24 protein-coding genes are annotated in these 24854 nt (G+C 35.7%); 10 read left to right on the plus strand and 14 right to left on the minus strand.

The genetic code is table 11. From position 1 onward, the window contains the following. Positions 1-421 precede the first annotated feature (421 nt). Positions 422-1483, plus strand: coding sequence for an efflux RND transporter periplasmic adaptor subunit (locus tag Q3Y49_RS17035; protein WP_303269839.1), 1062 nt, complete (start codon positions 422-424; stop codon positions 1481-1483). Further along, a complete protein-coding gene (locus Q3Y49_RS17040) occupies positions 1483-4512 on the plus strand; it encodes an efflux RND transporter permease subunit (protein ID WP_303269840.1) in 3030 nt (1009 codons plus the stop codon). The genes Q3Y49_RS17035 and Q3Y49_RS17040 overlap by 1 nt, the downstream gene beginning before the upstream one ends. Positions 4513-4656: 144 nt before the next feature. On the opposite strand, the gene Q3Y49_RS17045 is transcribed toward Q3Y49_RS17040, so the two are convergent. From Q3Y49_RS17045 to Q3Y49_RS17060, 4 genes are all read right to left on the minus strand, one after another. Further along, positions 4657-5685 carry a hypothetical protein gene (locus tag Q3Y49_RS17045; RefSeq protein ID WP_303269841.1) on the minus strand — a complete coding sequence of 343 codons (1029 nt, stop codon included), beginning with the start codon at positions 5683-5685 and terminating at the stop codon, positions 4657-4659. A 6-nt stretch (positions 5686-5691) separates the two neighbouring features. Continuing rightward, complete coding sequence (locus tag Q3Y49_RS17050) at positions 5692-6810, minus strand: hypothetical protein (RefSeq protein WP_303269842.1); 1119 nt, start codon at positions 6808-6810, stop codon at positions 5692-5694. Positions 6811-6813: 3 nt separating this feature from the next. Further along, on the minus strand, positions 6814-7044 hold the full coding sequence (locus Q3Y49_RS17055; protein WP_303269843.1) for a hypothetical protein: 231 nt from the start codon (positions 7042-7044) through the stop codon (positions 6814-6816). 339 nt (positions 7045-7383) lie between these two features. Continuing rightward, a complete protein-coding gene (locus Q3Y49_RS17060) occupies positions 7384-7632 on the minus strand; it encodes a DUF7218 family protein (RefSeq protein WP_303269844.1) in 249 nt (82 codons plus the stop codon). A gap of 198 nt (positions 7633-7830) precedes the next feature. On the opposite strand from Q3Y49_RS17060, the gene Q3Y49_RS17065 reads away from it, so the two are divergent. The 4 genes from Q3Y49_RS17065 to Q3Y49_RS17080 all read left to right on the plus strand — a co-directional run bounded on the left by Q3Y49_RS17065 (position 7831) and on the right by Q3Y49_RS17080 (position 10396). Further along, entirely contained in the window at positions 7831-8724 is an 894-nt protein-coding gene (locus Q3Y49_RS17065) for a DnaJ C-terminal domain-containing protein (RefSeq protein WP_303269845.1), read from the plus strand. Beyond that, positions 8721-9017 (plus strand): chaperone modulator CbpM, encoded by a 297-nt coding sequence (locus Q3Y49_RS17070; RefSeq protein WP_303269846.1) that lies wholly within the window; start codon positions 8721-8723, stop codon positions 9015-9017. Before Q3Y49_RS17065 ends, Q3Y49_RS17070 begins: the two co-directional genes overlap by 4 nt. A gap of 182 nt (positions 9018-9199) precedes the next feature. Beyond that, the gene (locus tag Q3Y49_RS17075) at positions 9200-9916 is read left to right on the plus strand and encodes a VIT1/CCC1 transporter family protein (RefSeq protein ID WP_303269847.1); all 717 of its coding nucleotides are present in this window, start codon (positions 9200-9202) and stop codon (positions 9914-9916) included. A gap of 18 nt (positions 9917-9934) precedes the next feature. Further along, positions 9935-10396 carry a hypothetical protein gene (locus Q3Y49_RS17080; RefSeq protein ID WP_303269848.1) on the plus strand — a complete coding sequence of 154 codons (462 nt, stop codon included), beginning with the start codon at positions 9935-9937 and terminating at the stop codon, positions 10394-10396. A gap of 294 nt (positions 10397-10690) precedes the next feature. On the opposite strand, the gene Q3Y49_RS17085 is transcribed toward Q3Y49_RS17080, so the two are convergent. Together Q3Y49_RS17085 and Q3Y49_RS17090 are read right to left on the minus strand one after the other, a co-directional pair. Then, entirely contained in the window at positions 10691-11083 is a 393-nt protein-coding gene (locus Q3Y49_RS17085) for a DUF779 domain-containing protein (protein WP_303269849.1), read from the minus strand. Between the two features lie 179 nt (positions 11084-11262). Beyond that, positions 11263-12786, minus strand: a complete 1524-nt coding sequence (locus Q3Y49_RS17090) for an aldehyde dehydrogenase family protein (protein ID WP_303269850.1) — start codon at positions 12784-12786, stop codon at positions 11263-11265. A 277-nt stretch (positions 12787-13063) separates the two neighbouring features. Here Q3Y49_RS17090 and Q3Y49_RS17095 point away from each other — a divergent pair, with 277 nt between their 5' ends. The 3 genes from Q3Y49_RS17095 to Q3Y49_RS17105 all read left to right on the plus strand — a co-directional run bounded on the left by Q3Y49_RS17095 (position 13064) and on the right by Q3Y49_RS17105 (position 16421). Further along, positions 13064-14005 (plus strand): AraC family transcriptional regulator, encoded by a 942-nt coding sequence (locus Q3Y49_RS17095; RefSeq protein ID WP_303269851.1) that lies wholly within the window; start codon positions 13064-13066, stop codon positions 14003-14005. Between the two features lie 176 nt (positions 14006-14181). Further along, positions 14182-15099 carry a glutaminase gene (locus Q3Y49_RS17100; RefSeq protein WP_303269852.1) on the plus strand — a complete coding sequence of 306 codons (918 nt, stop codon included), beginning with the start codon at positions 14182-14184 and terminating at the stop codon, positions 15097-15099. 149 nt (positions 15100-15248) lie between these two features. After that, positions 15249-16421 (plus strand): hypothetical protein, encoded by a 1173-nt coding sequence (locus tag Q3Y49_RS17105; protein WP_303269853.1) that lies wholly within the window; start codon positions 15249-15251, stop codon positions 16419-16421. A 90-nt stretch (positions 16422-16511) separates the two neighbouring features. On the opposite strand, the gene Q3Y49_RS17110 is transcribed toward Q3Y49_RS17105, so the two are convergent. Further along, on the minus strand, positions 16512-17813 hold the full coding sequence (locus tag Q3Y49_RS17110; RefSeq protein ID WP_303269854.1) for an MFS transporter: 1302 nt from the start codon (positions 17811-17813) through the stop codon (positions 16512-16514). A 43-nt stretch (positions 17814-17856) separates the two neighbouring features. On the opposite strand from Q3Y49_RS17110, the gene Q3Y49_RS17115 reads away from it, so the two are divergent. Next, the gene (locus Q3Y49_RS17115) at positions 17857-18093 is read left to right on the plus strand and encodes a hypothetical protein (RefSeq protein WP_303269855.1); all 237 of its coding nucleotides are present in this window, start codon (positions 17857-17859) and stop codon (positions 18091-18093) included. Here the strand turns inward: Q3Y49_RS17115 and Q3Y49_RS17120 are convergent. The 7 genes from Q3Y49_RS17120 to Q3Y49_RS17150 form a co-directional block, all read right to left on the minus strand. After that, positions 18090-18452 carry a hypothetical protein gene (locus tag Q3Y49_RS17120; protein WP_303269856.1) on the minus strand — a complete coding sequence of 121 codons (363 nt, stop codon included), beginning with the start codon at positions 18450-18452 and terminating at the stop codon, positions 18090-18092. The genes Q3Y49_RS17115 and Q3Y49_RS17120 overlap by 4 nt on opposite strands. Before the next feature lie 10 nt (positions 18453-18462). Next, positions 18463-19233: a LytR/AlgR family response regulator transcription factor gene (locus Q3Y49_RS17125; RefSeq protein WP_303269857.1), complete on the minus strand. Its 771-nt coding sequence runs from the start codon at positions 19231-19233 to the stop codon at positions 18463-18465. Next, entirely contained in the window at positions 19230-20237 is a 1008-nt protein-coding gene (locus Q3Y49_RS17130) for a sensor histidine kinase (protein ID WP_303269858.1), read from the minus strand. The genes Q3Y49_RS17125 and Q3Y49_RS17130 overlap by 4 nt, the downstream gene beginning before the upstream one ends. A gap of 128 nt (positions 20238-20365) precedes the next feature. Then, a complete protein-coding gene (locus Q3Y49_RS17135) occupies positions 20366-22252 on the minus strand; it encodes a fasciclin domain-containing protein (protein WP_303269859.1) in 1887 nt (628 codons plus the stop codon). A gap of 176 nt (positions 22253-22428) precedes the next feature. Beyond that, on the minus strand, positions 22429-22917 hold the full coding sequence (locus Q3Y49_RS17140) for a hypothetical protein (protein ID WP_303269860.1): 489 nt from the start codon (positions 22915-22917) through the stop codon (positions 22429-22431). 78 nt (positions 22918-22995) lie between these two features. Further along, positions 22996-23712: an MbnP family protein gene (locus Q3Y49_RS17145; RefSeq protein WP_303269861.1), complete on the minus strand. Its 717-nt coding sequence runs from the start codon at positions 23710-23712 to the stop codon at positions 22996-22998. Next, positions 23699-24811: a cytochrome-c peroxidase gene (locus Q3Y49_RS17150; RefSeq protein WP_303269862.1), complete on the minus strand. Its 1113-nt coding sequence runs from the start codon at positions 24809-24811 to the stop codon at positions 23699-23701. The genes Q3Y49_RS17145 and Q3Y49_RS17150 overlap by 14 nt, the downstream gene beginning before the upstream one ends. Positions 24812-24854: the final 43 nt, after the last annotated feature.

Consider the following 24854-nt stretch of genomic DNA (forward strand, 5'->3'; position numbering starts at 1 on the left):
CTACATTTTATAGTAATACTGAGTTGATATTGTAAATCAAAAAAAAAAAAAAAACGAAAAAGCAAAACTTATTACATTAGTTTTTGTCACAAACTAAAAGCTTATTTAAATAATTATACTTCTATGAAAATATTACAATTTCGGTCTGATCCCTAGAAATAAATCTTAATTCTTTCATCAAATAACAATTAGAGGAGTTTTTGCGAGCATATATGACTATTTTAGTTAATTCAACCTAATTATATAGTAGGTTTAAATATTCAAATAATGGCTCTATTTGTACATATGATTTCTTATTAAAAACCCGCATATAAAAACAAGGAGATAAACTAATAGCAGAAAACATTTCATTTAGTTTAAACCAATTTGTTTTGATAATAAACTAGCAATATAGTAGCTTTATGTTTGAACCAAAATCGATATGTCAAAAAAAATATTTTTACTGTTCATCTCCATCGCATTCTGGGCTTGTTCTAAAGAAGAAAAGATAGATGAAAAAACCGCTACAGAAAATGTCAATAATACACCTCCCAACACTATGGTCACGGTCGATACTGCGATCAGTTCCCCTTTCTACTTATTAATCGAAAGCTCAGGTAAAGTAAAAGCGCATAAAGATGTCACAATTTTAGCGGAAACAAACGGCACTATTCAACAAGCCCATATTAAATCAGGACAAAAAGTTTCAGCGGGCGAGGTATTAGTTCGGCTAAATCCTGAAGAAGCGCAACTACAGTTGCAGTCTGCTGAAATCAAATTTGAAAAAGCCAAACTAGAATTTGAAAATAGCCTCATCGGTTTTCCGAAGTTAATTGCTCAAGAGAATCCGGAGCAAGACAGCCTTTACCAAAAACTAAAAATCGGGAGTGGCCTGCAAGAAAGCAGCATTCAACTTAAAGAAGCTCAATTGGCACTTCAGAAAACAGTGATTAGAGCACCATTTTCAGGTACTTTATACGATGTGCAGGCTTTCAAAGGCAAAAGTGTGAAAGTTGGGGATGAATTATTCGCTCAATTTAACCATCGACTTTTAGTTGAAGTCAACCTATTAGAATCAGAAGCATTAAATCTGAAAGAAGGTATGCCGGCAGCAATTCGAAATCCTGCCATGGACGAAAGTTTTACAGGCGAGGTGTACAGCATCAATCCAAAAGTAGATGAAAATGGTTTGGTGCAAACGCATATTCTATTGAAAGGAGAACATGCCCTTTGGCCGGGTATGAACGTGGAAGTAGAGATTAGAATCCCGAAAGGCGAACGATTGCAAGTGCCGAAAGGCAGCTTGGTATTGCGTTCAGGAAAGCCGGTTGTTTTCTCAGTGGAAAAGGATTTGGCAAAATGGAATTATGTGGAATTCGGATATGATAATGGCAAAATGGTAGAAATCACGGATGGCATAAAAGCCGGAACGGTGGTGATTACCAATAACAACTTGCAGTTGGCACATGATGCCCCGATCAGCATTCAAAATTCGGATAAATAATGACCCGCTATTTCATCCAAAGGCCTATAGCCGTCATCATGACTTTCGTTGCGCTTATTGGATTAAGCGTGTTGGCATGGCTCAATAGACCTGTTTCTCTTTTACCCGATATTGATGTACCTGAAATGGCCATCAGAGTCGATTATGCCAATGCCTCTCCCGAAGCTGTAGAAAATAACATTCTCAAGCCCATGCGGGAATCTTTGGCTACCATGCAGGGTTTGTCTGATTTACAATCTACAGCATCAAATGAAAATGGCTTGCTTCGCCTACGGTTTAACTATGGGCAACGAATGGATTTGGCTTTTGTGGAAGTCAATGAGAAAATTGACCGACTGACGGATCAATTTCCTGCTGATATGTCCCGACCAAGGGTGATAAGAGTGAATTACACCGATATCCCGATAGCCAAAGTTCAGTTGATTCCGAAAGATGAAGCCAATATGGTAGAAAGCTCAAGGTTGGCAGAAAATGTCATAAAAAAGCGAATCGAACAAATAGAAGGCATTTCACTGGTCGATTTAAACGGAACGGTGGATGAGCAGATCAAAATCATTCCAGACCTAAAAGCATTGGAAAGAGCTGGATTGGAAATAGAAGCCATTTCACAAGCCATTCAATCGGCTAATCAAGAATTGGGCGGAGTAGAAGTAAAAGATGGGCAATACCAATATTATATGCGCATGGCCGGCAGATTAAATAATGCGGAAGATATTGCGTCTATTCCTGTCAGAATCAATGAGGATAAATATATTCCTATTCGCCAATTGGCAGAAGTAAAAACCGCAGAGGAGAAGGTCAGCGGATTTCATTTCTTCAATCAAAATAGAGGCATTGTGATGAACATTCATAAGCAACCACAAGCGGTGATGACAGAGCTGATGCCTGAAATAGAAAAATCCATTGCCCAATTTAGGAAGGACTATCCCACTTTGGAAATCGCCATGACCCAAGATCAATCGGTCTTCTTAAAAGCAGGAATCAATAATTTGCAGGGAAGTTTATTATTTGGAGGGCTATTTGCTTTTGCAGTACTCTTCCTTTTTATGGGTTCTTTTCGCTTGCCTGTGATTATGGGAATTAGCTTACCATTGTCACTGATTTTATCCTTTCTTTTTTTTGAAATATTTGGATTGAGTATCAATATCATTTCTTTAAGTGGATTAGCACTAGGGCTGGGAATGCTAATTGACAATGCCATTATCGTATTGGAAAACATCAGCCGAAAACGCATGGAAGGCCTCAACCTTTTGGATGCTTGTGTAGCAGGGGTTGGAGAAGTTCGAGGCGCATTGATCAGTTCGGTATTGACCACTTTAGCCGTTTTTGTTCCTTTGATTTTCTTAAGTGGCGTAAGTGGTGTTCTGTTCTTTGATCAAGCCGTATCTGTAGGCATTATTTTGACGGTTTCTTTAGGCGTTTCCTTTGTTTTGCTCCCCCTACTCTATCGTTTATTCTTTGAAAAGAAAAAGGATTTTAAGAAGGAGGACAGCCGATTTTTTAAAAGATTGCTTAGCGGATTTGAAAAGTCGCACCACTGGTCCTTTCGGAATACAACATTGAGCTTTTTCTTGATTTTGTTGATTATTCCCTTGGGATTATGGGCTTTTTGGAGTTTAGAGCAAAAAGGTCTGCCCGACATCACCAGAACAGATGCTGTAGTGAAAATCAACTGGAATGAGCCGATAGATGTAGCAGAGAATGCCAAAAGAACGCAGAAGTTATTACAATCACTCGATTCTCAATTCCAATTTAGCGAAACTGATGCCGGCATTCCGCAATACTTATTAAGCTTAGAAAATGCCGAGCTGCAGGAAAGTCTAATCTATTTGCAATTTAAAAATGAGGATATCAAAAAAGAGACCCTACATGCTTTGGGCAATCGTGTAACGCAATCTTATACCAAAGCATCTTTTGAAACCGAGAATGCCAAAAATGCTTTTGATATGCTCTTTGCGAGTGATGCACCCTATTTCAGGGTGCAGTGGCAAGATCCCGGCCTGAAAAATGCCAATCCTGAAAGTATCAAGCCAACTTTGGAAAGTTTCCCAACTGATGATTTTCAATTAGGTCCTTCATTAGAGGAAGAAAGCAGTATGATTTTGACCATAAAGCAACAAGAGTTATTGCGATATGGCATTGCTCCTGAACAGATTATCAATCAACTGCAAAGAGTTTTGGGTGATTATAAGATTTCAGAATTAAAGCAGTTTGCTGTCATCACGCCAGTGGTTTTAGAAACAGATGAAAAAGCTTTTGAGGATTTACTAACAGTGGCTAAGGTAAGAAACAGTGAAGGCAAGAGTTATGCTTTGAAAAATTTCGTGGAATATGATTGGGGCAATAGATTAAAGAAAATTACCGCAGATGTGTCAGGCACTTATTTTTCTGTAAACTTATCAGAAGAAGCGGTTCAGGAGAATCCGCACACCTTAACTGCAGAAATCAATCAGTGGGCAAGTGATAATAATCTAATTCAAAAAATATCCGGTAGATACTTCAGTGATCAAGATAACTTGAAAGAACTGGCCTTTATTCTATTGATTTCGGTGGTGCTATTGTACTTCATTTTGTCTGCTCAATTTGAAAGCTTCTGGCAACCTTTGATTGTGATTTTTACTTTGCCTTTTGGAATCATGAGTGCTATGATTGTACTGTGGATAGGTGGAAGCAGTATCAATATCATGTCGGCTATAGGGATGGTGGTAATGCTGGGAATTATGGTAAACGATGCTATTCTGAAAGTGGATACGATGAACCGCAACATCAAAAACTTAGAGGTCAAAAATAAAGAAAGCATCTATGAAGCTATATTTTCGGCTGGTAAAATCAGACTGAAGCCGATTCTAATGACTTCAATTACTACCCTTTTGGCCTTGAGTCCGGTTTTGCTCTCAGGTGGTTTGGGAGCAGAATTACAAAAGCCCCTTGTCCTGGCTGTAATGGGCGGTTTGACTATAGGGACATTTACAGCTTTGTATTTTGTGCCTTTGGTGTACTATCAAGTGCGGAGATTCTTAGATGACTAAGTTTTTACGTGATTAGGTAAATAGGTGTTAAAGAGGCTATGAAAAAGTAAAAAGTTGGTAGCTGGAAGTTAGGTCAGTACTGAAAGTCAGGTTTTGAAAAAAAAATTCAAACCTAAAAAAAGCAATTAGGAAAAGTGTTTCTTACTATTCTATTCCAATAGAATAAACAGCGGTTTTCCTTGACTCCTTAATTTTAAATATATCGTATACCTTACCATTATGAATTTTTGAAGATGAAGAAATAGATTTTAATTTTTCATTTTTAATTATTTCTAAATTTCCATCATACCTAATTTTAAATATTTTACTATCGTTATCTTTACCATATGGTGTACAAATCAAATAGACTTGATCTGAGAAAATATCCTTTTCTAAATTAAAAGTAAATGATCTAAATAAACCTGACTTTTGAATATCAAATTCTGCAAGATTAACTTCCTGAATCCTCCCACTATTATCCAAATGAGATAAAACCCCATTTTGATTATCCAATATATATAGTAAACCTTTATCTTCTAAAACTTCAAATTGGAGAAATGGATATACTGAACTAAATATCATCATATCAGTATCATATGAGATTTCATATAATGTATCAGGCTCTGATAAGCTGTAATCCAATAGGTATTGATATTGAATTTTTTTAACTCTATCAAATTCAGTCACAACCCCAAAATCTTTGCTCTTTGTTTTATAGTAAGAATCTTGTTTATAATATGTATCATAGCCCTCCCCTATTTGTATAAAAGGCCGTCTATTAATTTTGAAAGGATATCTTCTTCTATTTATTTTATATTTATCCATATCTATTTCAAAATACAACTTATCGCAGGGACCAAAAACTTTTTGGTTACCGGAATTAAAAAAATAAGGAAAAGCCACTCTCAATTTATCTACTTTTGCTATCCTCTTATCTTTCTGAACTAAGTGTTCCTTGTTTAGTAAAATTAAATGATATTCACCATCCACGATTGTTGAAATTATCAAGCCACTACGGCTAATGTCAAAATCCACAATTCTCACTTGATCCGTACTGTAAACCAACTGCCATCCTTCTCTCACTAAAACTTGAGTATCTTCATCGCTTATTGATTTAACGGAGATAGTTTGAGTAAAAGCTAAATCTGATGATAAAAAGGTTATTAATAAGGCTAAAAGTGAATATCCTCTCAAAATAAATTATTTCGTTAACTTCATTGTTACAATCTCTCTTTTCTCTTCCATGAAATATTTTTTCAGAAAGCTGATTGAATCATTGTATACATAAGGCATCATGTAATTATTTCCATTCATTATTTCTCCAAATTCCAATACTTTTTCAGATAAATTTATCTTATAAATAAAATGTCTTATTTTATTATCATTGATATGATTTATAGTATGGAAATATAATATCTCTTGATTGGAATCTTTTTCAATTCCTAGTCCAATTTTCGCATCATTCCCCCAATGACCTGGGTTAATTGAATAATTAAATTCAGGCAATTCGATATTAACTGAATCAATTAAATTCCCATTATAATCATATTTATATAATTCTTGTCCCATGGGAAAAGTAACATATATAAATCCATCTTTAACAACATACATATAATGTGGGTTGAATGGCAGGCTAGGTTCTGTGACATAATTAGACTGAGGAAATTTACCAAATGTCTTAAGCAACTGACCAGATTCGCCAAATAAATGAAAAAGGTGCTGCTCTTCCATTATTTCATCCAATCCCTTATCTAGATTTTGTTGATAATAACCTAAATCACTAAGTACATTAATTGCAGTCGGTATTATAAAGCTTCCATTTTCCAATACTTCAAACCGATGAGTATCCGAATGAATCGATTGTTCTGAAAAATCATCAAGAGCAATTGCAGAGACCGAATCACTATTTTTTTTTACTTTAGCAATGGTGAATTGATGTAGATATAAAACATATTGAATCGAGTCATTTTCTGTTACTGAAGTCGGAAAAAAGGGAGTTTCAATATAGGTGTCTCTACTAATTACATCAATGGAATCTGATGAAAGATTATATATTAATTGTCTTTGACCATGTTTATCATAAAAAAAGACTTTATTTCTGTTATTATGATATTGAAAAGTAAGGTCTCTAAACTTCACGTTCGATGAGTCTAAGTTTTTAGTTGAAATAATCTGATAACCTATATCGCTACTAATCCGAAAATCCCCAAGTAATGACTCATTACTTCTGTGCTCCTGACTATTACAACTAAAGGTTAAAATCAAAAAAGGAATACTGCTAAAATTAACAATACCCCTTATAAACTTATCAAGTTTCATATACTATCGAGTGTAAGTTAAATAGCCTGCTTGACAATTGCAGCCGAAAATATCCCTCAACCAACCACAAGAATCACAAGAGCTATATGCGGATGAACCAACATAGCTCCCATCAGCAGCAAAATAATGCGCATGTTGAATAGTTCCACTTTTTTCCCCAGCCTCGGCTGAAAAAGCAATAGTCATAAGAGCAATAGTTGCTAATAGAATAAATGGTTTTAATAATTTTTTCATAATAGTTTATTTTTGTTGAAGCACAATAATAATAATAATAATAGCAAAAAATTACACAGCTGATATTTTGCTACTGATATAACTTTCACTTGAAATGCATAAACATTGAAAGTATAACACAAAAAACCTTTAGTACAAACAGTAATGGGCGGTTTGACTATTGGTACTTTTACGGCTTTGTATTTTGTGCCTTTGGTGTATTTTAAGTTAGCCCCCTAACCCCCAAAGGGGGAATCAAGCGTCATGATCTATTAGGTCATTACAGAAGGTCACAGACCGAAAATTATTATCAATAAAAATGGTAATCTGCGAATCATTGCTATCACCTACCGACAAGGCTCAACTATTCCTAAGCGCTTCAATCAATTCCTCTTTCTTCATTTTTGAACGCCCCTCGATCCCCACTTTTTGGGCTTGGTCTTGCAACTCTTCCACTGTCCATTCTTCATAGGGAGGAGCTTGCCCACCCTTTTTACCTGAATCTGAAGTATTGGCAATTCTGGCTGCTTTTTCCTTGCTCATCCCCTTATCTCGGAGTGCCTCGTACTGTTCTTCATTTTTAATCGATGACATATCTTTTTTAGGCATAACCATTCTTGTTTCGTAAATATAAACTTCCTCGATCCATTGAAGTTACATTTTTTAGGAAGATCCACCCTCAGATCGGCCTCGTCACTGCCGTAATATTTAACTGCTTTTCGCTCCCTCCAAAAACCAAAACATTATTGTAAAAAGCTATACTCTTACCGCTAAACCACGTTAGTTACATTATAAACATACTGTATAATGGCGTTCATAGATTACTATAAAACACTAGGACTTACGAAATCTGCTACTGAGAAAGAAATCAAAAGCGCGTACAGGAAGCTAGCAAGAAAGTATCATCCTGATTTGAATCCGGACAGCAAGGAAGCAGAAAAGAAGTTTAAAGAAGTTAACGAAGCAAATGAAGTCTTAAGCAATGCTGAAAACCGTAAGAAGTATGACAAATACGGAAAAGATTGGAAACATGGTGAAGAGCAAGAAAGGGCTCAGAGACAATACAGCAATCGATCTCAGCAGCAATCCAGATCTCAAGGATTTAATGGTGGCGATTATTCTGATTTTTTTGAATCAATGTTTGGAGGGGACTCCTCTTCCTCGGGATTTGGAAGCACTCCTAAATTCAAAGGACATGATTTCAATTCCGAACTGCATTTGAATTTGACGGATGTCTACACTACTCAACAGCAGATTTTGACTGTTAATGGAAATAAAATACGCTTAACAATTCCTGCAGGAGTAGAAAATGGTCAATCCATTAAGATCAAAGGCAAGGGAGGACCGGGAATAAATGGCGGTCCAAATGGAGATTTGTACTTGAAATTCGTGATCAATAATGATACTAATTTCAAAAGAGAAGGTCAGAATCTGTATAAAGATGTAGCCGTAGATTTATACACCACCATTTTAGGAGGAGAAATCACCGTTGATAGTTTTGATAGCAAGGTCAAGCTCAAAGTGAAACCGGAGACCAAGAATCTATCGAAAGTGAAATTGAAAGGAAAAGGCTTTCCAGTTTACAAAAAAGAAGGCAAGTTCGGTGATTTAATCATCACCTATCGTATAAAAATCCCAACCAGTTTAAGTGAGAAAGAGATCGAGCTATTTAAAGAATTACAAAAACTCCAGAAGAAATGAATGAACATAATTTAATATCGACCCAAACGCTGTGTACTCATTACAATATTGAAATATCTTTTATAGATGAATTGAATAAAATGGATCTTATTCAAATCGAAATCATAGAACAAAACCAGTTTATTCATCCAGAGCAATTAGGAGTACTTGAAAAAATAATAAGACTCCACTACGAGCTGAATGTAAATCTTGAAGGGATTGATATTGTATTTAATCTTTTAGAGAAAGAAAGAGATTTAAAAAATGAATTAAATAACCTAAGAAATAGATTACGACTTTATGAAAATGAGTAAAGCAGTGAACTTATTAATTTCTATTGGAAAAAGTATTAATAGGCATGTTTTGTATTCTCATTTAGCAAATATTGTTAAATTGATAAAAGTTGCAATACCAAAATCAAAATCAAAGAGTGCCATACGTTGCCAGTTAAATCATTTTTATGAAGCAGCTTACATAAAAACCTGATGCAAAAAAGATGAAAGAGACAGAAGAACCCCTCGATAACTATTTAGACAATCATTATATACATAGAAGTAATTGGCTAAGAGCTGCGGTACTTGGAGCGAATGATGGCATCTTATCTACTGCGAGTCTTGCAATTGGAGTGGCCGCAGCTAGTGACCTTAGAGAACCGATTGTATTGGCTACACTAGCCGGTTTGGTAGCAGGAGCGCTATCCATGGCAGCTGGCGAGTATGTATCTGTTAGCTCACAAACAGATATTGAAAAAGCAGATATTCTAAGAGAAAAAGAAGAATTGGAAGAAATGCCAGAGATTGAATTGCAAAGATTGGCTGAAATTTATGAAAAGAGAGGATTAAAACAGGAGACAGCTTTGACTGTAGCTAAGGAATTAACCGCCCATGATGCTCTGGAAGCGCATGTGCGTGATGAACTGGGTATTAATGAAATTAGTCAAGCAAAACCAATTCAAGCGGCATTGGCTTCCGGGGCCGCCTTTACTTTTGGTGGTATGTTACCTCTTGTCGTGACACTTTTTTTGCCCTTAAAAGCAATGGAATATTCGCTTTATGGGTCTGCTCTGTTTTTCTTGATTCTTTTAGGAGGGCTAGCTGCTAGGACAGGAGGATCGAACGTAATAAAAGCTATTTTAAGGATCACATTTTGGGGGACTATAGCGATGGGATTAACTGCCGCAGTAGGATATTTTTTTGGAGTCAATATTTTATAAATATAAAAACACACAATTATGAACGATGCACATTTTCATTTAATAGTAAATCATTTACCCATTATTATTCCAATTATAGGGGTAATACTTATGATTTCAGGCTTTATATTTAAAGCTGAAATTTTGAAAAGGGCAGGGTACCTTTTCTTCATTTTAGCTGCAATTACTGCATTTTTCGCTATGTCAAGTGGAGAAGAAGCCGAAGAGATAGTAGAAGAATTGCAAGGTATAGAGCATAGATTTATTGAAGCGCATGAAGAAAATGCAGAAACGTTCGCTACATTACTCTATATTCTTGGTGGCTTTGCTCTAGTGGGAATTTGGGCAAATCTGAAAAACAAATCCTATTCCAAGATCATTGCTTTTATCACCATGGCTTTTACATTGGTAGTCCTTTTCTATGCTCAGAAAACAGGTACCACAGGAGGAGAAATCAGACATTCTGAAATAAGAACTGAAGCTTCTCTGGAAAGTAAATAAGTCATTTTTAGTTTCCACTACTTAATACTATCTAAATCACTTAAAATGGGCAAAAATACTTTAAAAGCTCCTTCAAACAACACCCCTACAATCCCCTCGAGGGGATAGTCTCACAGATTGTATTAAGCAGAAAACAACAAGCTATGTGACTGCTTTGCTAAAATATTAAACATAAAGAACTGCGAGGGAAGTTGTGCAGCAGTTTTGCTAAGATTTTTTTTTTAGGTTTAAAATCAATAGATCCCTCCCTGCGAAGGAATAAAGTACGAATTGGATTGGGCGGATTTCGGTATTCTATTTAGCATCTGCCTCCAAATACTCCTCTCCTGTCATAATCGGTTCTAAATTTTCCAGTTCTTCCATAGTAAAGATTCGTGAGCGAATCATGAACCGAATGCCCATCGGGATTTCCAGTGAGAAGCTAGAACCTCTGCCTTCTGTTACATCTAAGGTAAGATGGGTATGCTTCCAATATTCAAATTGGTCTTTACTCATGAAAAAATCACAACCATATACTTGCCCAAGCCAGACATCTCCTCCTCCTACTTTAAAATCTCCTTTTTCAAAGCACATGGGTGAAGAGCCATCACAACATCCACCACTTTGGTGAAACATTAAATCGCCAAATCTATCTCTTAATTCATCTATTGTTTCGATTGCTCGGTCGCTTATTGTTACTCTTTCCATAATTATTGGGTTTTAGGTATTAGCTTATAAGTATTATGTCTGCTGTTTCCAAGAAACACCCCTATAGTCCCCTCAAGGGGACAGTCTCACAGATTAATTTTAGCAGGAAACAAAAAAGTTATGGGCTGCAAATAAGTTTCCCTATTGGCAACCCACAACTTATTACTTAGAACTATTCCCTAAAAGAAACCTAATTTATTCTTATCATAAGAAATCAACATATTCTTGGTTTGTCTGTAGTGATCCAACATCATTTTGTGATTCTCTCTACCGAAACCTGATTTCTTGTATCCTCCGAATGGCGCATGAGCAGGATATGCATGATAGTTATTCACCCAAACTCGACCTGCTTTTACCGCTCTTGGCACTTGATACAGCTCATGAGCATCTCTACTCCATAATCCCGCACCTAATCCGTACATGGTATCATTGGCTATTTCTATTGCTTCTTCTGTTGTTTTGAAAGTACAAACTGAAGTCACAGGACCAAAAATTTCTTCCTGGAACACCCGCATTTTATTATGTCCTTTGAAGATGGTCGGCTGAATATAATACCCATTTTCTAAGCCTGAATTTAATCCTGCTTTTTCACCTCCACATAGTACTTCTGCACCTTCTTGCTTCCCAATATCCAAATAGGAAAGAATTTTCTCAAATTGATCATTGGATGCTTGAGCGCCCATCATGGTATCTTCAGCCAAGGGATGTCCCATTTTAATAGCTTTTGTACGTTCCACTACTCTTTTCAAGAATTCATCAGCTATGTCCTCATGGACTAATATTCTTGACGGACAAGTACAAACTTCCCCTTGATTTAAGGCAAACATTACGGCTCCTTCTATACATTTATCCAAGAATTCATCGTCCTTATCCATTACAGATTTCATAAAGATGTTTGGAGATTTCCCACCCAATTCCATTGTAACCGGAATTAGATTTTCAGAAGCATATTGCATGATCAAACGACCTGTTGTGGTTTCACCTGTAAAGGCTACTTTTGATATTCTATCAGATTGAGCCAATGGCTTTCCTGCTTCAGGTCCAAAACCTGTCACCACATTCAATACCCCAGCTGGCACCACATCCTGAATCAATTCCATCAATACCATTAAAGAAGTGGGCGTTTGTTCTGCTGGTTTTACCACCGTACAGCATCCTGCCGCTAAAGCAGGCGCTATCTTCCAAGTCGCCATTAATAAAGGGAAATTCCAGGGAATAATTTGACCCACTACTCCTAGTGGCTCTTGCAAATTAATACTGACCGTATGCTCATCATGCTCGGAAATTGAACTTTCATCCGCCCTAATGGCACCTGCAAAATACCTAAAGTGATCTACGCAAAGTGGTAAATCTGCTGCTCTACATTCTCTCAGTGCTTTTCCATTATCAATGGTTTCTACTCTTGCCAACATCTCTAAATTCTCTTCTATTATATCGGCAATTTTTAAGAGCACATTAGCTCTAGCTGCAGCAGAAGTTTTGGACCAAGTGGCAAATGCTTTGTGCGCTGCATCTATTGCCTTGTTAACATCCTCCTTTGTTCCTCTGGCTGCTTTGGTAAAAGCTTTGCCATCAACTGGACTGATATTATCAAAATATTCTCCATTTGCAGGTTTTACCCATTCTCCACCAATGAAGTGGTCGTACTGCGCCTTAAAGGTAGGACGCTCTACCGTTTTTTGAGTTTTTTCTAACGTTTCCATAGCTTTTTGTTTTATTTCTAATTAAATGTAATTTCCTACTTTTAATTCTTTAAAATTTTGTTAAGAGTATGAATCATTTTGCTTTCCATCTGATTTTTAGAATATCATAAAATTCACTAAATTGTAGAGCTGTATTAATTTAATTTCAAATGAGAACTGATAGGATTGTTTATTCCTGATTCCGGTCGGTGACACACCGACCAGCGTAGAATCCATGGTTGATGGCACACCAACCATTTTAAACCTAAATCCGACATTTCTTTATAGAAAAAACGATATGAACAAAGCCATTCGCCCATACCAAGTCCCTTTAGGAAATGAGAATTCCCTTTTTACTTTAGTAGAGAACCGTACTGCATATACCTACGATAGTTGTGAATTGAATGTATTCGAAACCCATCAGCAAGCAAAAGATGTTAAATTAGTCTTCAACGATTTTGTATTCACGTCCATGCTTAGAGGTAAAAAAGTAATGCATTTAGAAAATAAAGAAGCTTTTGATTATCTGCCAGGTGAATCCGTTATTGTGGGCCCAAATGAGGTGATGGAAATAGATTTCCCAGAAGCCAAGGTAGGACAACCCACTCAATGCATCGCCCTAGCTATTTCTCAACAACTTATTGATTTTACTTTGGACATGTTGAATGAAAAACATCCGAAAGTGCTGCAAAAAGAGCAATGGCAAATAGATCCTAGTATCCATCATATCATCAATAATCAGGAGTTGATTAATACGGTGGATAGAATCATTAAAATTTCCAGGACAGAGGATAGCACGACCAAAGATTTATATGTGGATTTGGCCATGAAAGAAATGATTATTCGCTTGATGCAAACGCAGGCGCGTCATGTCTTCACTTCAGCTCCTAAAGCATTAGCAACTCATCATCCTTTGGCTTATGCTATCCATATTATTCAAAATAAAATCAATCAGAAAATAGATTTTGATCGCTTGGCTAATGCAGCCTGCATGAGTAGAGCAACTTTTTTCAAAAAGTTTAAAGAAGCCTTTGGCATTACTCCCGGTCAGTATGTACTGTCTGAAAGAATAAAATTGGCAAAAAAATGGCTAAAAAAACCAGATTGTAGTATAACGCAAGCTTGTTTTAACTCAGGTTTTGAAAACCTATCTCATTTTACCAGTGCTTTTAAAAAAGAAGAGGGGGTTTCTCCTTCTGCATTTAAAAAAAACAATGGGGCTGGCTCAATTTTGAATTAGAATAATTTAATCGCGAGTTGGAAACTCCTTATTTTAAGAATTTTCTTTATAAACGAGGAATAGCTGCTTTTGGACGCCAACTAAAATATTGAAATAAAAGCGAATATCGAATTTGAACAATTCTCTGTATCTCATCAGCATTCCAACCGTAATAAGGAAGAAACAAAAACATTAATTTGGAAGACTACAACAGAATACTCGATGATATCTTACACACGGTAAATTCCGTTCAGACCCCCGGAAAAGTGGCTTCCTACATCCCTGAATTGGCTAAAATTGATCCGTATAAGTTTGGTGTTTCCCTTCAATTCGTCAATGGTGAAACCTATAATGCAGGGGATTATCAAGAAAGGTTCTCTATTCAGAGTATTTCCAAAGTCTTTACCCTCAGCATGGCCATTCAATGTATTGGCGATAAAGTCTGGGATAGAGTGGATGTTGAGCCATCAGGTGATCCTTTCAACTCTCTAGTTCAATTAGAGCATGAAGAAGGGATTCCCAGAAATCCGTTTATTAATTCTGGGGCAATCGTGATTTGCGATATTTTATTGTCTGAACTGAAAGACCCCAAAGCAGAATATTTAAAGTTTATCCATGACCTTCAGGGGACAGATAAAATTCAATATAATGAAGCCGTTTTTCAGTCTGAGAAAAGCATGGGCTATCGAAATGTAGCTATGGCCAACTTCATTAAAAGCTTTAAAAACATTCACAATAATCCAGAAGATGTTTTAGATTTTTACTTTTATACATGCTCAATTGATATGAACTGTGTGGAATTGGCATGGTGTTTCCAGCTATTTGCTCAGCACGGAAAATGCGCACCGGATGGCACTCTATTCTTAGAACGAAATCAAATTAAAAGAATCAATGCACTGATGCTTACCTGCGGTTTCTATGATGAATCCGGTGAATTTGCTTTTAGAGTAGGGCTTCCTGGAAAAAGTGGTGTTGGCGGTGGAATTGCAGCAGTTTACCCTGGTGAATTTAGCATTGCGGTCTGGAGTCCGAAGTTGAATGAGAAAGGAAATTCGGCCAAAGGTATGCATGCCTTGGAGTTGTTTACAACTCATACGGAAATGTCTATATTTTAATCTAAACATATAAAATCAAGTATTTATCTTTGCTAAGAACGAATAATTTCAATTTCCAATGACTTATCTTATTGAATTATAAAGACAAAAATTAATAGTAACTGAATAACAAAAAAAGCAGGTGATAGCTTTCAATAGTATTGATTTATTTGACAGAAAAATTTAAATGCGTTATGTTTACAAAAGTTACTAACCTAAAATTTTATTATTTTTTCATGTCAAATAAGTTGGTCATAGTTCTTTCATTAATACTTCTTCATATTTCATTTAATCTAATAGGGCAAAATGACTTTTTACCCGGATACATTGTAAAAAACAATAAGGATACCATAAATGGATATATTGAAAGCAAAACTGATGCTGAATTAATACATTCTATTAATTTCAAGAAAGATTTTTCCGAGGTTGATTTTAAGACATTTGAAAGTTCAGAGCTTTCAGCATTCAGATTTGATAATGGACGGAATTTCAAAAGATTTAAAATAGCAGACGGTACGCAAGATTCTTCATATGTTTTTGCCAAAAAAAAACTAGGTGGAAAAATTGATATGTGGATATTGAGGGAAAAACGAATTAATCCTGATTTTTTACTTAGAAACAATGAAAATCTGAAATTTGCACATATTAAGAAAGATGAAGAACAAATTATTAAAGAAAAAGGAAAAAACTATTCATTTGATAAAGCTAAATATTTCGGTGCGATAAATTTCTTGTTAGATGGAAACATACCAAATGGTTTAAAAAAAATAAGATACTCTGAAAGAAAAATTTCCAAAGTGATATCAAAATATAATTCGTATTTCGATTATTATTATCCTCCCTTTCAATATGAAGAAAACTTAAAATTTCTTTATGATATATCAATTGGTGCCCCAGTAAGAAATTTTTCTGGCCAAAGCCAATTTAGAGCATCAATTTTGAGAAGGAAGATGAAGATTGAACGTACTAATAAATTTTCATTTTTAGTAGGTTTAACATATAGAGCTATCATCAGAGAAAAAAAGCCTGTTAGAAATAGGAATGTGGTTGCCTATGAAAAAGATAACCATATCTTCAATATTATTCCATTTGGAGTGCACTATCAAGGCAAGACAAGACTGATAATACCTTATGTATATGCTGGTATAGGATTGTGTATATATGGATCATCTTCAATAATTGTTGATGAATTTGAGGAAATTGGAAAGCGTATGAATTATTTTTTCTTTCCGAAAGTAACTATAGGAACTGGATTTAAAGTTAAAATAAAGAACAGATATATATTCACAGAAATAAATCCAGCACTTATGGGATCGACATTTTCTATCGGACTAAGTATTTAAATATCTTAGTTCGATCAAAATGTGGAAAGCAAAACCAAATAAAAAATTAATTTACCCAAATGATCTAAATTATTTGATTTTTATTTTAACTTATTGAACTTTATTCAACCGAAAACTCAAAATAACTGCCAGAACCAACAAGCTCATAAAAAAGATAATTTGGGCTGGAAGTCCGAACAATTCAGCTATTACGCCAAAGCCAGCTGCCACTAAGGTGAACAACCCAATAAAAGTATTGGCTACTGAAACATAGGTAGCCCTATTGCCATCAGGAGCATAATCTACCAAATAAGTCTTTCGGCTTAATCTGGCTCCACTGTAGGCGATACCATTAATAAAAAAAACAGGCAAAAAAGCATAAAAACCTAGATTCCAATCAGTAGCAAAATAAAACATTAAGGCAAAAATTCCTCCACCGATCGCAATCATGGAAGAAATACGCATTAGACGAGTTGAGGATTGATCCGCTATTTTACCCCAAATTGGACTGCTCAATACATTTGCTAATCCATTTACTATAATCAAATATCCTATCAAACTCCAGTCAGGATTGCCTATATCTTTGGCAACCAAAACATAGAAGGGCTGCAATAGTGGAACCGCCATTAACAGCGCTCGAGTAAAAAGAAAATTTCTGAAATTCGTTTCTTCTTTTATCAGTTTTATTCCAGCTTTAACTTCTTGAAAGGGATTTCTACCTCCATCAGTAGCTCCTTTTTCTTCTTGAATCATGAAAAACAGAATAGAAGCTATAAGCCACAAGGCAGCAGCAAACAGAAACATGAACCCATAAATGGATTTATCAGCTTCTTCTTGTATGAAAAACACTAAAACTACCCCAGCAATCAGACTCAGTATTCCGCCAAAAGTAGAACGATAGCTCAGCATTTGTCCGCGGGTATTTTTCGGAATAGTTTTACCGATCACATCTTTATAGGCTACAGAAGCCACACCACTTGCTACACTAAAAACCGCTAAAAGCACTAGCATTGCCATCGGAAAGGTTTTCTCATCACCAAAGAAAATGTGACCAGCCGCAGCCAACCAGCAAAACCCTTGCACCAAGGCACTGATTGCCCAGAAATTTTTACGAATTGCATAAGAGCGAATTTTCCCGGAAACGGCAAGTTGAGGCAATAAAGAGCCAGCATCCTTAATAGGTACTAAAGCACCAATCATTGCTGAGGAAGCGCCAAAGAAATCCATTATCCAAGGAAGTGTTAGGTTCGGGCTGATTACCTTTTCTGCTAACTTAGTCAAAGTTCCATTGGCAATATTAAGGGAGAAATTCTTCGGGACATTGGTGCAAGCTTCGTCAGGAATAGCTTTGCAAGCCCTTGGTTCATCTTCTTCTATTAAAAAATCGTAAAATTGTTCCTTTAATTTAGTCATGAATATTTAAGACTTAACTTTGCAATAAATAAAAATAAGAATAATGAGGGTAATAGGTGAATTTCCAAACAACTTTTGTAAAATCAGTTTGTTCCAATGGAATGAAAAATATTTAGTGAAATTTGAATTAGGTTTATATGAACAAACCTTCAAAATTGACGAATATGAAGTGGCAGATGTAGCAGCACTGAAAAGCCTAATTTCTGAAGACTTTATTAAAAAAGTGATGCAACGTTTTGATGAAATGCACGCTGATTGGGGAGAAGTTGCTTTGAGCTAATCAATCCTCCTCTTCGGCTTACTTAAGCTGATTTTATTGAATCCATTCACTAGCACTATGGTTCCCCCTATTCCAATAGCCCCTCCGGTATATAGCAGTGCTTCTCCTAATTCAGGGTTTGTACCAAGCAATTGACCACCGATAATGGTTACTGTATAACCAAGAGTGGCTACAAAAATTCCTGTTTTCAATGTCTTTTTAGCATCTGACAATTGAAGCTGTATTTGATTCACATCACTTTTAATCGTAAATATTTCTCTTTTGATGGAATCTAATTCTTGTTTAGAAAACTCTTGTGCTTGAATAAAACTAAGATTTAAAAAAGTAAAAGCACATAGTATTATTATGTATTTCATCATGATTAAAAAATTATTGATTTATCCAATCTTTAAACTGTCCTACTCTTTCTCTCGCCACTATTAAATCCAGATCATGAGAAGATTTAACATGTAGTTTTAGTCTACCATTGTGATAAGTCTTCATCTCCACCAAAGCTGCTAAATTAACGATTATTGAGCGGTTGATTCTATAAAACTGAGATGGATCTAATATATTCTTCTCCAATTCATCTAAACTAAAATTGATGATGTATTTTTTGGTGGTTCCAATCTCCTTCAAATAAACGATTTTATCTTCTGCATAGAAATAAGCAATTTCATGAATATCCTTAAAAAGCATTTTACTACCCACTTTGGTCAAGAATCTTTGCTTATAGTTTCTAACTGATAACTGTTTGATGACAGATTGAATAACATTGCTTTCAAGTTCCAGTTTTTCCTCTCTTAGGCAAAGTTGTTCGTATTTTTCGAATGCTTGCAGCAATCGAGATTCCTGTAGAGGTTTGAGCACATAATCAATGCAATAATGATTAAATGATTCCAGAGCATGCTGATCGTAAGCTGTCAAGAAGATAATTGGGATTTGTAAATGCTCATTTTCAAAGATTTTAAAGCATTCACCATCCGCCAAATGAATATCGCAGATTAGCAAATCAATATCAGAACAATGCTGAAGTAAATTTTTGGCTTCAGCTATACTTTGAGCCTTGCCAGAAATTACCCATTCAGGTCTTGTTTTTTGGATAATTTGAACTACCCGTTGCTGTGCTAATGGCTCATCTTCAAAAATTAACAGATTCATTGTAGTTCTATTAAAGGAATAATGACCTCAAATCTATCTTGGCCGTGATTTATTTCAATCGACTCCCCTAAAAACTTATATCGCTCCGAAATGTTTTGCAATCCGATGCCCATTGAATCTACATCTTGTGTTTTTGCCTGTACAGTATTGCTAATTTTCAATTTATTATTTTCCTGTTTAATCTGTACTTTAACAGGTTTTTCGATGGTAAAATAATTATGCTTTACTACATTTTCTATCAAGAGTTGCAATACTACAGGAGGAATGTACAATTTACTATCTCCCTCATCAATTTTGATATTAACTAATAGAGAATCTTTAAATCTAATCTCCAAGAGTGATATATAATCATATAAAAACGAGATTTCTTCTTCTAGACTTACTAACTCTTCATTTATGTTTTGAGATATGTGACGATATATTGAAGATAGTTTTTGTAGAAAGAGATCTGCTTTTTTTAAATCATTATGCATTAAAGTAGACAGCGCATTTAAATTATTAAATAGAAAATGTGGATTTAATTGATGATTTAATCTCTCATATTGGCTTCCTAGATTCATACTTTTCAACTTCTCTGTTTCGAGTTCTTTTTCTTTATATTTCCTGTTAAAGAAAAAAATAGCATTTAATGTATTCAGAAATAAATTTACTCTGAATGTAAAGGCAAAAGTCAGCAAGAAGTTTTGTCTAGTTAAAGTAAAAGGATCACCTAATAACAATTCAGTTAATTCAACGGAAACTAAGCTTATTAGGACGACTGATATGATGCTGGCTACAAATTGTTTCAGAAGTGGGTGTATTTGCAACCAATATTGCAATAAGTATTTTTGAATTAACAAATTAGAAATCCAAACTGCTGAAGTCAAAGCGAGAATCGTCCAGAATAGATAATTATAAGGCAAGCCAGCTTGAAAAAGCCTATCTCCTTCCAACACAATTATATTAAGGAATGAATATATTGCTAAAAACGCAATAAATAGAAATTTGTACTTGTGTTGAAACATGTCTAGTAATTATAAAAATATAATATAATACTATGTGATTTTATTAAATCATGGATGTAATTTAAAAAAGATGGGAAGCGAATCCCATCTTTTTTTGTATTTAAAACTAAGTAATGCATTCTTATTAATTATAGAGTAGGTAACAAAACACCATCTATAACATGTACCACTCCATTTTCAATTGCTACGTTTGCAGTGGTTACATTGTAAGTATTATCATTCACATCAGTAACAGTAACGCCATTATCTGATACATTTACCGTTAAATCTTCACCTTGAAGGGTAGTAAAAGTATCTCCATCTGATAAATCGTGTGAAAAAGCAACGGCTGGCACAACATGGAAAGTCAAAACATCTGCTACCGCTTCAGCACCTAATTTTGCAATTAATCCGTCTAAGTCATCGACTTCCTGAGCAGCTAGTAATGCAGTGAAGGCCTCATTTGTTGGGGCAAAAACTGTTACAGCCTCAGCATTGGCCACATCGTCATTTAATTCAGCAGCTACTAAAGCGTCAATTAAAGTAGTTAGACCTGCACTCGTTGCTGCATCTACTACATTTGGTAATGTTATTTCCGGTAATAATACTCCATCAATTACATGTACAACACCATTATCAATAGCCACATCAGCAACCGTCACATTAAATGTATTGCCAGCTGCATCAGTCACAGATACCGCAGCACCTGTCTTGGTTACTGTTAACTCTTGTTCCGCTAATGTAATAAAAGTTTGCGCACCTTCGGCTAAGTCTGCTGCAAAAGCTACAGCCGGCACAACATGAAACCCTAAAACAGCTTCCAAGTTATCTACTCCCCCAAGTTCAGTTACCAAATCAGTTAAGTTATTCACGCCATACGCTTCTAAAGCATCTCCAAATGCATCGTTAGTAGGAGCAAAAACAGTGATTGCATCTGCTGCCAACAAATCGTCAGCTAACCCATCAACTGCGCCAACAGCATCTAATAGTGTGGTTAAACCCGCATCGGTTGCTGCATCAACTAGGTTAGGATTTGGCAATTCTGGTAGTAATACTCCATCAATTACATGAACTACACCATTTTCAATTGCTACATCTGCAGTGACTACATTAAATGTATTTCCAGCAGCATCTGTGACCGTTACTTCCGTACCTGTTCTTGTTACTGTCAATTCTTGTTCTGCTAAAGTAGTAAATGTTTGAGCTCCTTCATCTAAATCTTCTGCAAAAGCTACAGCAGGTACCACATGGAAACCTAATACAGTTTCTAAGTTGTCAATACCACCTAAAGCCTCTACTAATTCGTTTAAATCAGCGGCATCAAATGCTTCTAAAGCAGCTCCAAATGCATCGTTAGTGGGTGCAAAAACAGTTATTTCATTAGCAGCCAATAAATTATCTGCCAATCCATCAACCGCTCCAACCGCGTCTAATAATGTGGTTAATCCAGCGCTAGTTGCGGCATCAACTAGATTAGGTAACTCTTCTTCTGGAAGTTCAGGTAATAATACACCATCAATAACATGAACTACACCGTTCTCGATTTCAACATCTGCAGTGACAACATTTACCGTATTATCGCTTGCATCCGTTACAGTGACATTTCCCCCGCTTAGTGTGACTGTAATATCTTGTCCTGAAAGCGTAGTAAAAGACTGCTCTCCTTCATCTAAATCGGTAGAAAAAGCAACAGCTGGCACTACATGGAAACCCAAAACAATCTCTAAGTTGCCAAGGCCACCAATTGCTTCCACTAATTCATTTAAATTATTTGCACCAAAAGCCTCTAAGGCGTCAGAAAATGCCGCATTAGATGGTGCGAAAACAGTAATCGCTTGAGCATCTAGTAATGTTTGATCCAATCCATCTATCGCTCCAACAGCGTCTAATAAAGTTGTTAAACCCGCACTCTGTGCCGCTTCTACCAAAGTAGGAGCTGGCTCCATGTTTTCATCATCCATTTCATCTTCATCATCGCAAGCTATTGCAACAAAAGTCAACGGAATTAATAATAGTAATCTCCATAAATTTTTCATAGTTGTTAATTTTTTGTTTGATGTAACAACATAGAAAAGAAATTAAGGTCATTAAATTGTAGATGAAATGTAGATTAAAAGAGATGAATTGTAGTCTTTTCAGGTTGAGCTGAAAATAAAAATCCACAATTTGTACTTAACAAATTGTGGATTCCAATTGACAGATAAAGCTTATATCAATTTATAGTCACACTACCTGTCATTCTAGCGTGAACAGTGCATACATAGTTATTAAGCTCGTCTGCTAATTCCTCAGTCAGCGTAAAATCAAAGCTTGTAGCGTCCGATTTGAAGTCAACGTCTACATCAGTTTCAAAACTTCCTTCGATATCATTCATGCTAAGTAAAATATTATCCTCACTATCTCTTAATGCTAATGGATGCGAACTTGCACCGGAAACAGTCAATTGATATCGTGTTCCAACTGTCAATTGCCAAGTACTGTTATCCTCGTTCAACGGGCTCACCTCTTCATTTCCAGAAATTCCTGATACAAAATACGCTGCTGCACCAGAATTTTCTACCGTCATTGCAACAATATTAACAGAATTATCATCATCATTTTCGCTATCGTTATCATCCATCATATCATCAACATCCTCTTCGCAGGAAAATAAAATAACCATAAATGGTAAAAGGAATAATAGACTTCTTAAATTTTTCATAGTAGAAACAGTTTTAAATTTATTTAACATTAACTGCCCTAACTATGGTATGTTTAAATATATAAAGGAGCATCCCATTTAATCTGCTAATTTAATAAAGCCCTCAGCATAATTTTCACCAATTAAATCGGCTTCATTGTTAAATTGAAAATCACTTAGCTGTTCGAAATCAATAGTATTAGGATTTTGAAAAGCCTCCAGAAGGTCTAGTTCAAAATTTAATTCTGCGCCCGATGCATTCACGACAAGTGGGGTTTGAAAAGTAAATGACTGAGGTTTGAAATTGTTTTCCGTTCCAATATGTACCACAACACCTCTCCTGTTTCCTGCATTATCTTCAAACTCGCCATCCATTCTAATGAATTTATAACCTGTAGTCCAATTCCACGCCATATTATTGCTCGGATCTAAATCTCCACTTGTAGACTCAGAAAGATTTGTATCTTCTCTGATCCCTATATTAAAATTTATTGCGGCATATTCGTCTTGCTTAACGAAAGGTAAGCTGAAAGTGAATTTATTTCCTTCTTTAGGTTCGATCAGATGATAACTAGGTGTGAAAGCGGTAATTGAACCTTCTGTATCTACTAATTGAATTTCAGTTATGTAGGTTCTCCATAAACGAAGTGAAAACTCATTCCCTGCAGCATTTTGATATACAGTATTATATTGGAAATCTTCACTTCCTGCTTTATGAAAGAAATTGAATTCTAGTGGTCCTCCTTCAATTGTTTCATCTGTACAGGACAAAGAAATTACAGCTAGCAAGGCAAATAATAGTTTAGAAATTTTCATTTTTAAATGGGTTTGGGTTAGAGAATTGAGTGTTAGTTATAAATTCTTCGTCAGTCAACATATGCAAGAAGGCCAAAATATCTTCTTTTTCTTGTTCAGTAAGAAACAACTGAGGCCTTTCTCCTGCAGCTTGACTTTCATTACTACCTTCTATAATTAAGATATCCAAAGTACTGCTTTGGTGAATTCCGTTATCATAATGTTCTATCACCTCATCCAAAGTTTCAAATCTTCCATCATGCATGTAGGGGGCAGTTAAAGCGATATTTCTAAGACTTGGCGTTTTAAATCTTCCCTTGTCAGCAGGAACACCCGTGACCGCCATCAATCCTTCATCCATATTTTCATCATTGTCCAAGCCATTGTTATGAAAGCCTTGAAATCCGTCAATTGCGCCAGAAGTCAAGGGCCCTAAATGACAGTCTCCGCAATTACCTCCTCTCAATTGGCCAGGAATGGGATGTGTAAAGAATAATTGCTCTCCTCTCCGTTCGGACGCAGTGGGTTCATATTCTCCTCTTAAGTATTGATCATATTTAGAATTAGAGGAAATTAGTGCTCTTTGAAATTGAGCCAAAGCTTTTCCAATTAATTCTTCAGTAATTTCATCCGTATCAAAAGCTTCTTGAAATAATCGATTATAGCCATCATCTTCCAATTTTCGGATGGCATTATCAAAATTCTCGTGCATTTCGATGGGATTTCTTATCGGCTCAGTGGATTGCGCTTCCACTGTTTTCATTTTGCCATTCCAAGTAAACTTTTCAGCCCAGAGCAAATTTACTAATGACATACTGCTCACCTCTCCACTTTGCCCATCTATTCCAAGACTAAAAGCTTTTCCATCTGTAAATGCTTTGTTTTGCTGATGACAACTGGCACAGGACATACTATTATCACCAGATAATTTCTTTTCATAAAACAACATTCTGCCCAATTCAAATCCTTTTGCAGTAGTGGGATTATCTTCTGGAATTCTCTCATTGAAACTTCCAAAATAAGTAGGTGCCTTCAATTCAAAATTTTCCTGGGGAATAATATCCTTTTTAGGATTACATCCAAGAGTGATAAAAATAAAAAGAAGCAATGAAATTCGCATTTATGAACTAATTAAACCTAACTATCAAATATTGTCATTCATT

Origin of the sequence: Marivirga harenae (assembly GCF_030534335.1) — a bacterium.
In the GTDB taxonomy this organism is placed as follows: domain Bacteria; phylum Bacteroidota; class Bacteroidia; order Cytophagales; family Cyclobacteriaceae; genus Marivirga; species Marivirga harenae.

Excerpts from the sequence above, each read along its gene's own strand:
- Q3Y49_RS17035 (WP_303269839.1), top strand. The coding sequence starts at position 422 with ATGTCAAAAAAAATATTTTTACTGTTCATCTCCATCGCATTCTGGGCT.
- Q3Y49_RS17040 (WP_303269840.1), top strand. The coding sequence starts at position 1,483 with ATGACCCGCTATTTCATCCAAAGGCCTATAGCCGTCATCATGACTTTC.
- Q3Y49_RS17050 (WP_303269842.1), bottom strand. The coding sequence starts at position 6,810 with ATGAAACTTGATAAGTTTATAAGGGGTATTGTTAATTTTAGCAGTATT.
- Q3Y49_RS17055 (WP_303269843.1), bottom strand. The coding sequence starts at position 7,044 with ATGAAAAAATTATTAAAACCATTTATTCTATTAGCAACTATTGCTCTT.
- Q3Y49_RS17060 (WP_303269844.1), bottom strand. The coding sequence starts at position 7,632 with ATGCCTAAAAAAGATATGTCATCGATTAAAAATGAAGAACAGTACGAG.
- Q3Y49_RS17065 (WP_303269845.1), top strand. The coding sequence starts at position 7,831 with ATGGCGTTCATAGATTACTATAAAACACTAGGACTTACGAAATCTGCT.
- Q3Y49_RS17070 (WP_303269846.1), top strand. The coding sequence starts at position 8,721 with ATGAATGAACATAATTTAATATCGACCCAAACGCTGTGTACTCATTAC.
- Q3Y49_RS17075 (WP_303269847.1), top strand. The coding sequence starts at position 9,200 with ATGAAAGAGACAGAAGAACCCCTCGATAACTATTTAGACAATCATTAT.
- Q3Y49_RS17080 (WP_303269848.1), top strand. The coding sequence starts at position 9,935 with ATGAACGATGCACATTTTCATTTAATAGTAAATCATTTACCCATTATT.
- Q3Y49_RS17085 (WP_303269849.1), bottom strand. The coding sequence starts at position 11,083 with ATGGAAAGAGTAACAATAAGCGACCGAGCAATCGAAACAATAGATGAA.
- Q3Y49_RS17090 (WP_303269850.1), bottom strand. The coding sequence starts at position 12,786 with ATGGAAACGTTAGAAAAAACTCAAAAAACGGTAGAGCGTCCTACCTTT.
- Q3Y49_RS17095 (WP_303269851.1), top strand. The coding sequence starts at position 13,064 with ATGAACAAAGCCATTCGCCCATACCAAGTCCCTTTAGGAAATGAGAAT.
- Q3Y49_RS17110 (WP_303269854.1), bottom strand. The coding sequence starts at position 17,813 with ATGACTAAATTAAAGGAACAATTTTACGATTTTTTAATAGAAGAAGAT.
- Q3Y49_RS17115 (WP_303269855.1), top strand. The coding sequence starts at position 17,857 with ATGAGGGTAATAGGTGAATTTCCAAACAACTTTTGTAAAATCAGTTTG.
- Q3Y49_RS17120 (WP_303269856.1), bottom strand. The coding sequence starts at position 18,452 with ATGATGAAATACATAATAATACTATGTGCTTTTACTTTTTTAAATCTT.
- Q3Y49_RS17125 (WP_303269857.1), bottom strand. The coding sequence starts at position 19,233 with ATGAATCTGTTAATTTTTGAAGATGAGCCATTAGCACAGCAACGGGTA.
- Q3Y49_RS17130 (WP_303269858.1), bottom strand. The coding sequence starts at position 20,237 with ATGTTTCAACACAAGTACAAATTTCTATTTATTGCGTTTTTAGCAATA.
- Q3Y49_RS17135 (WP_303269859.1), bottom strand. The coding sequence starts at position 22,252 with ATGAAAAATTTATGGAGATTACTATTATTAATTCCGTTGACTTTTGTT.
- Q3Y49_RS17140 (WP_303269860.1), bottom strand. The coding sequence starts at position 22,917 with ATGAAAAATTTAAGAAGTCTATTATTCCTTTTACCATTTATGGTTATT.
- Q3Y49_RS17145 (WP_303269861.1), bottom strand. The coding sequence starts at position 23,712 with ATGAAAATTTCTAAACTATTATTTGCCTTGCTAGCTGTAATTTCTTTG.
- Q3Y49_RS17150 (WP_303269862.1), bottom strand. The coding sequence starts at position 24,811 with ATGCGAATTTCATTGCTTCTTTTTATTTTTATCACTCTTGGATGTAAT.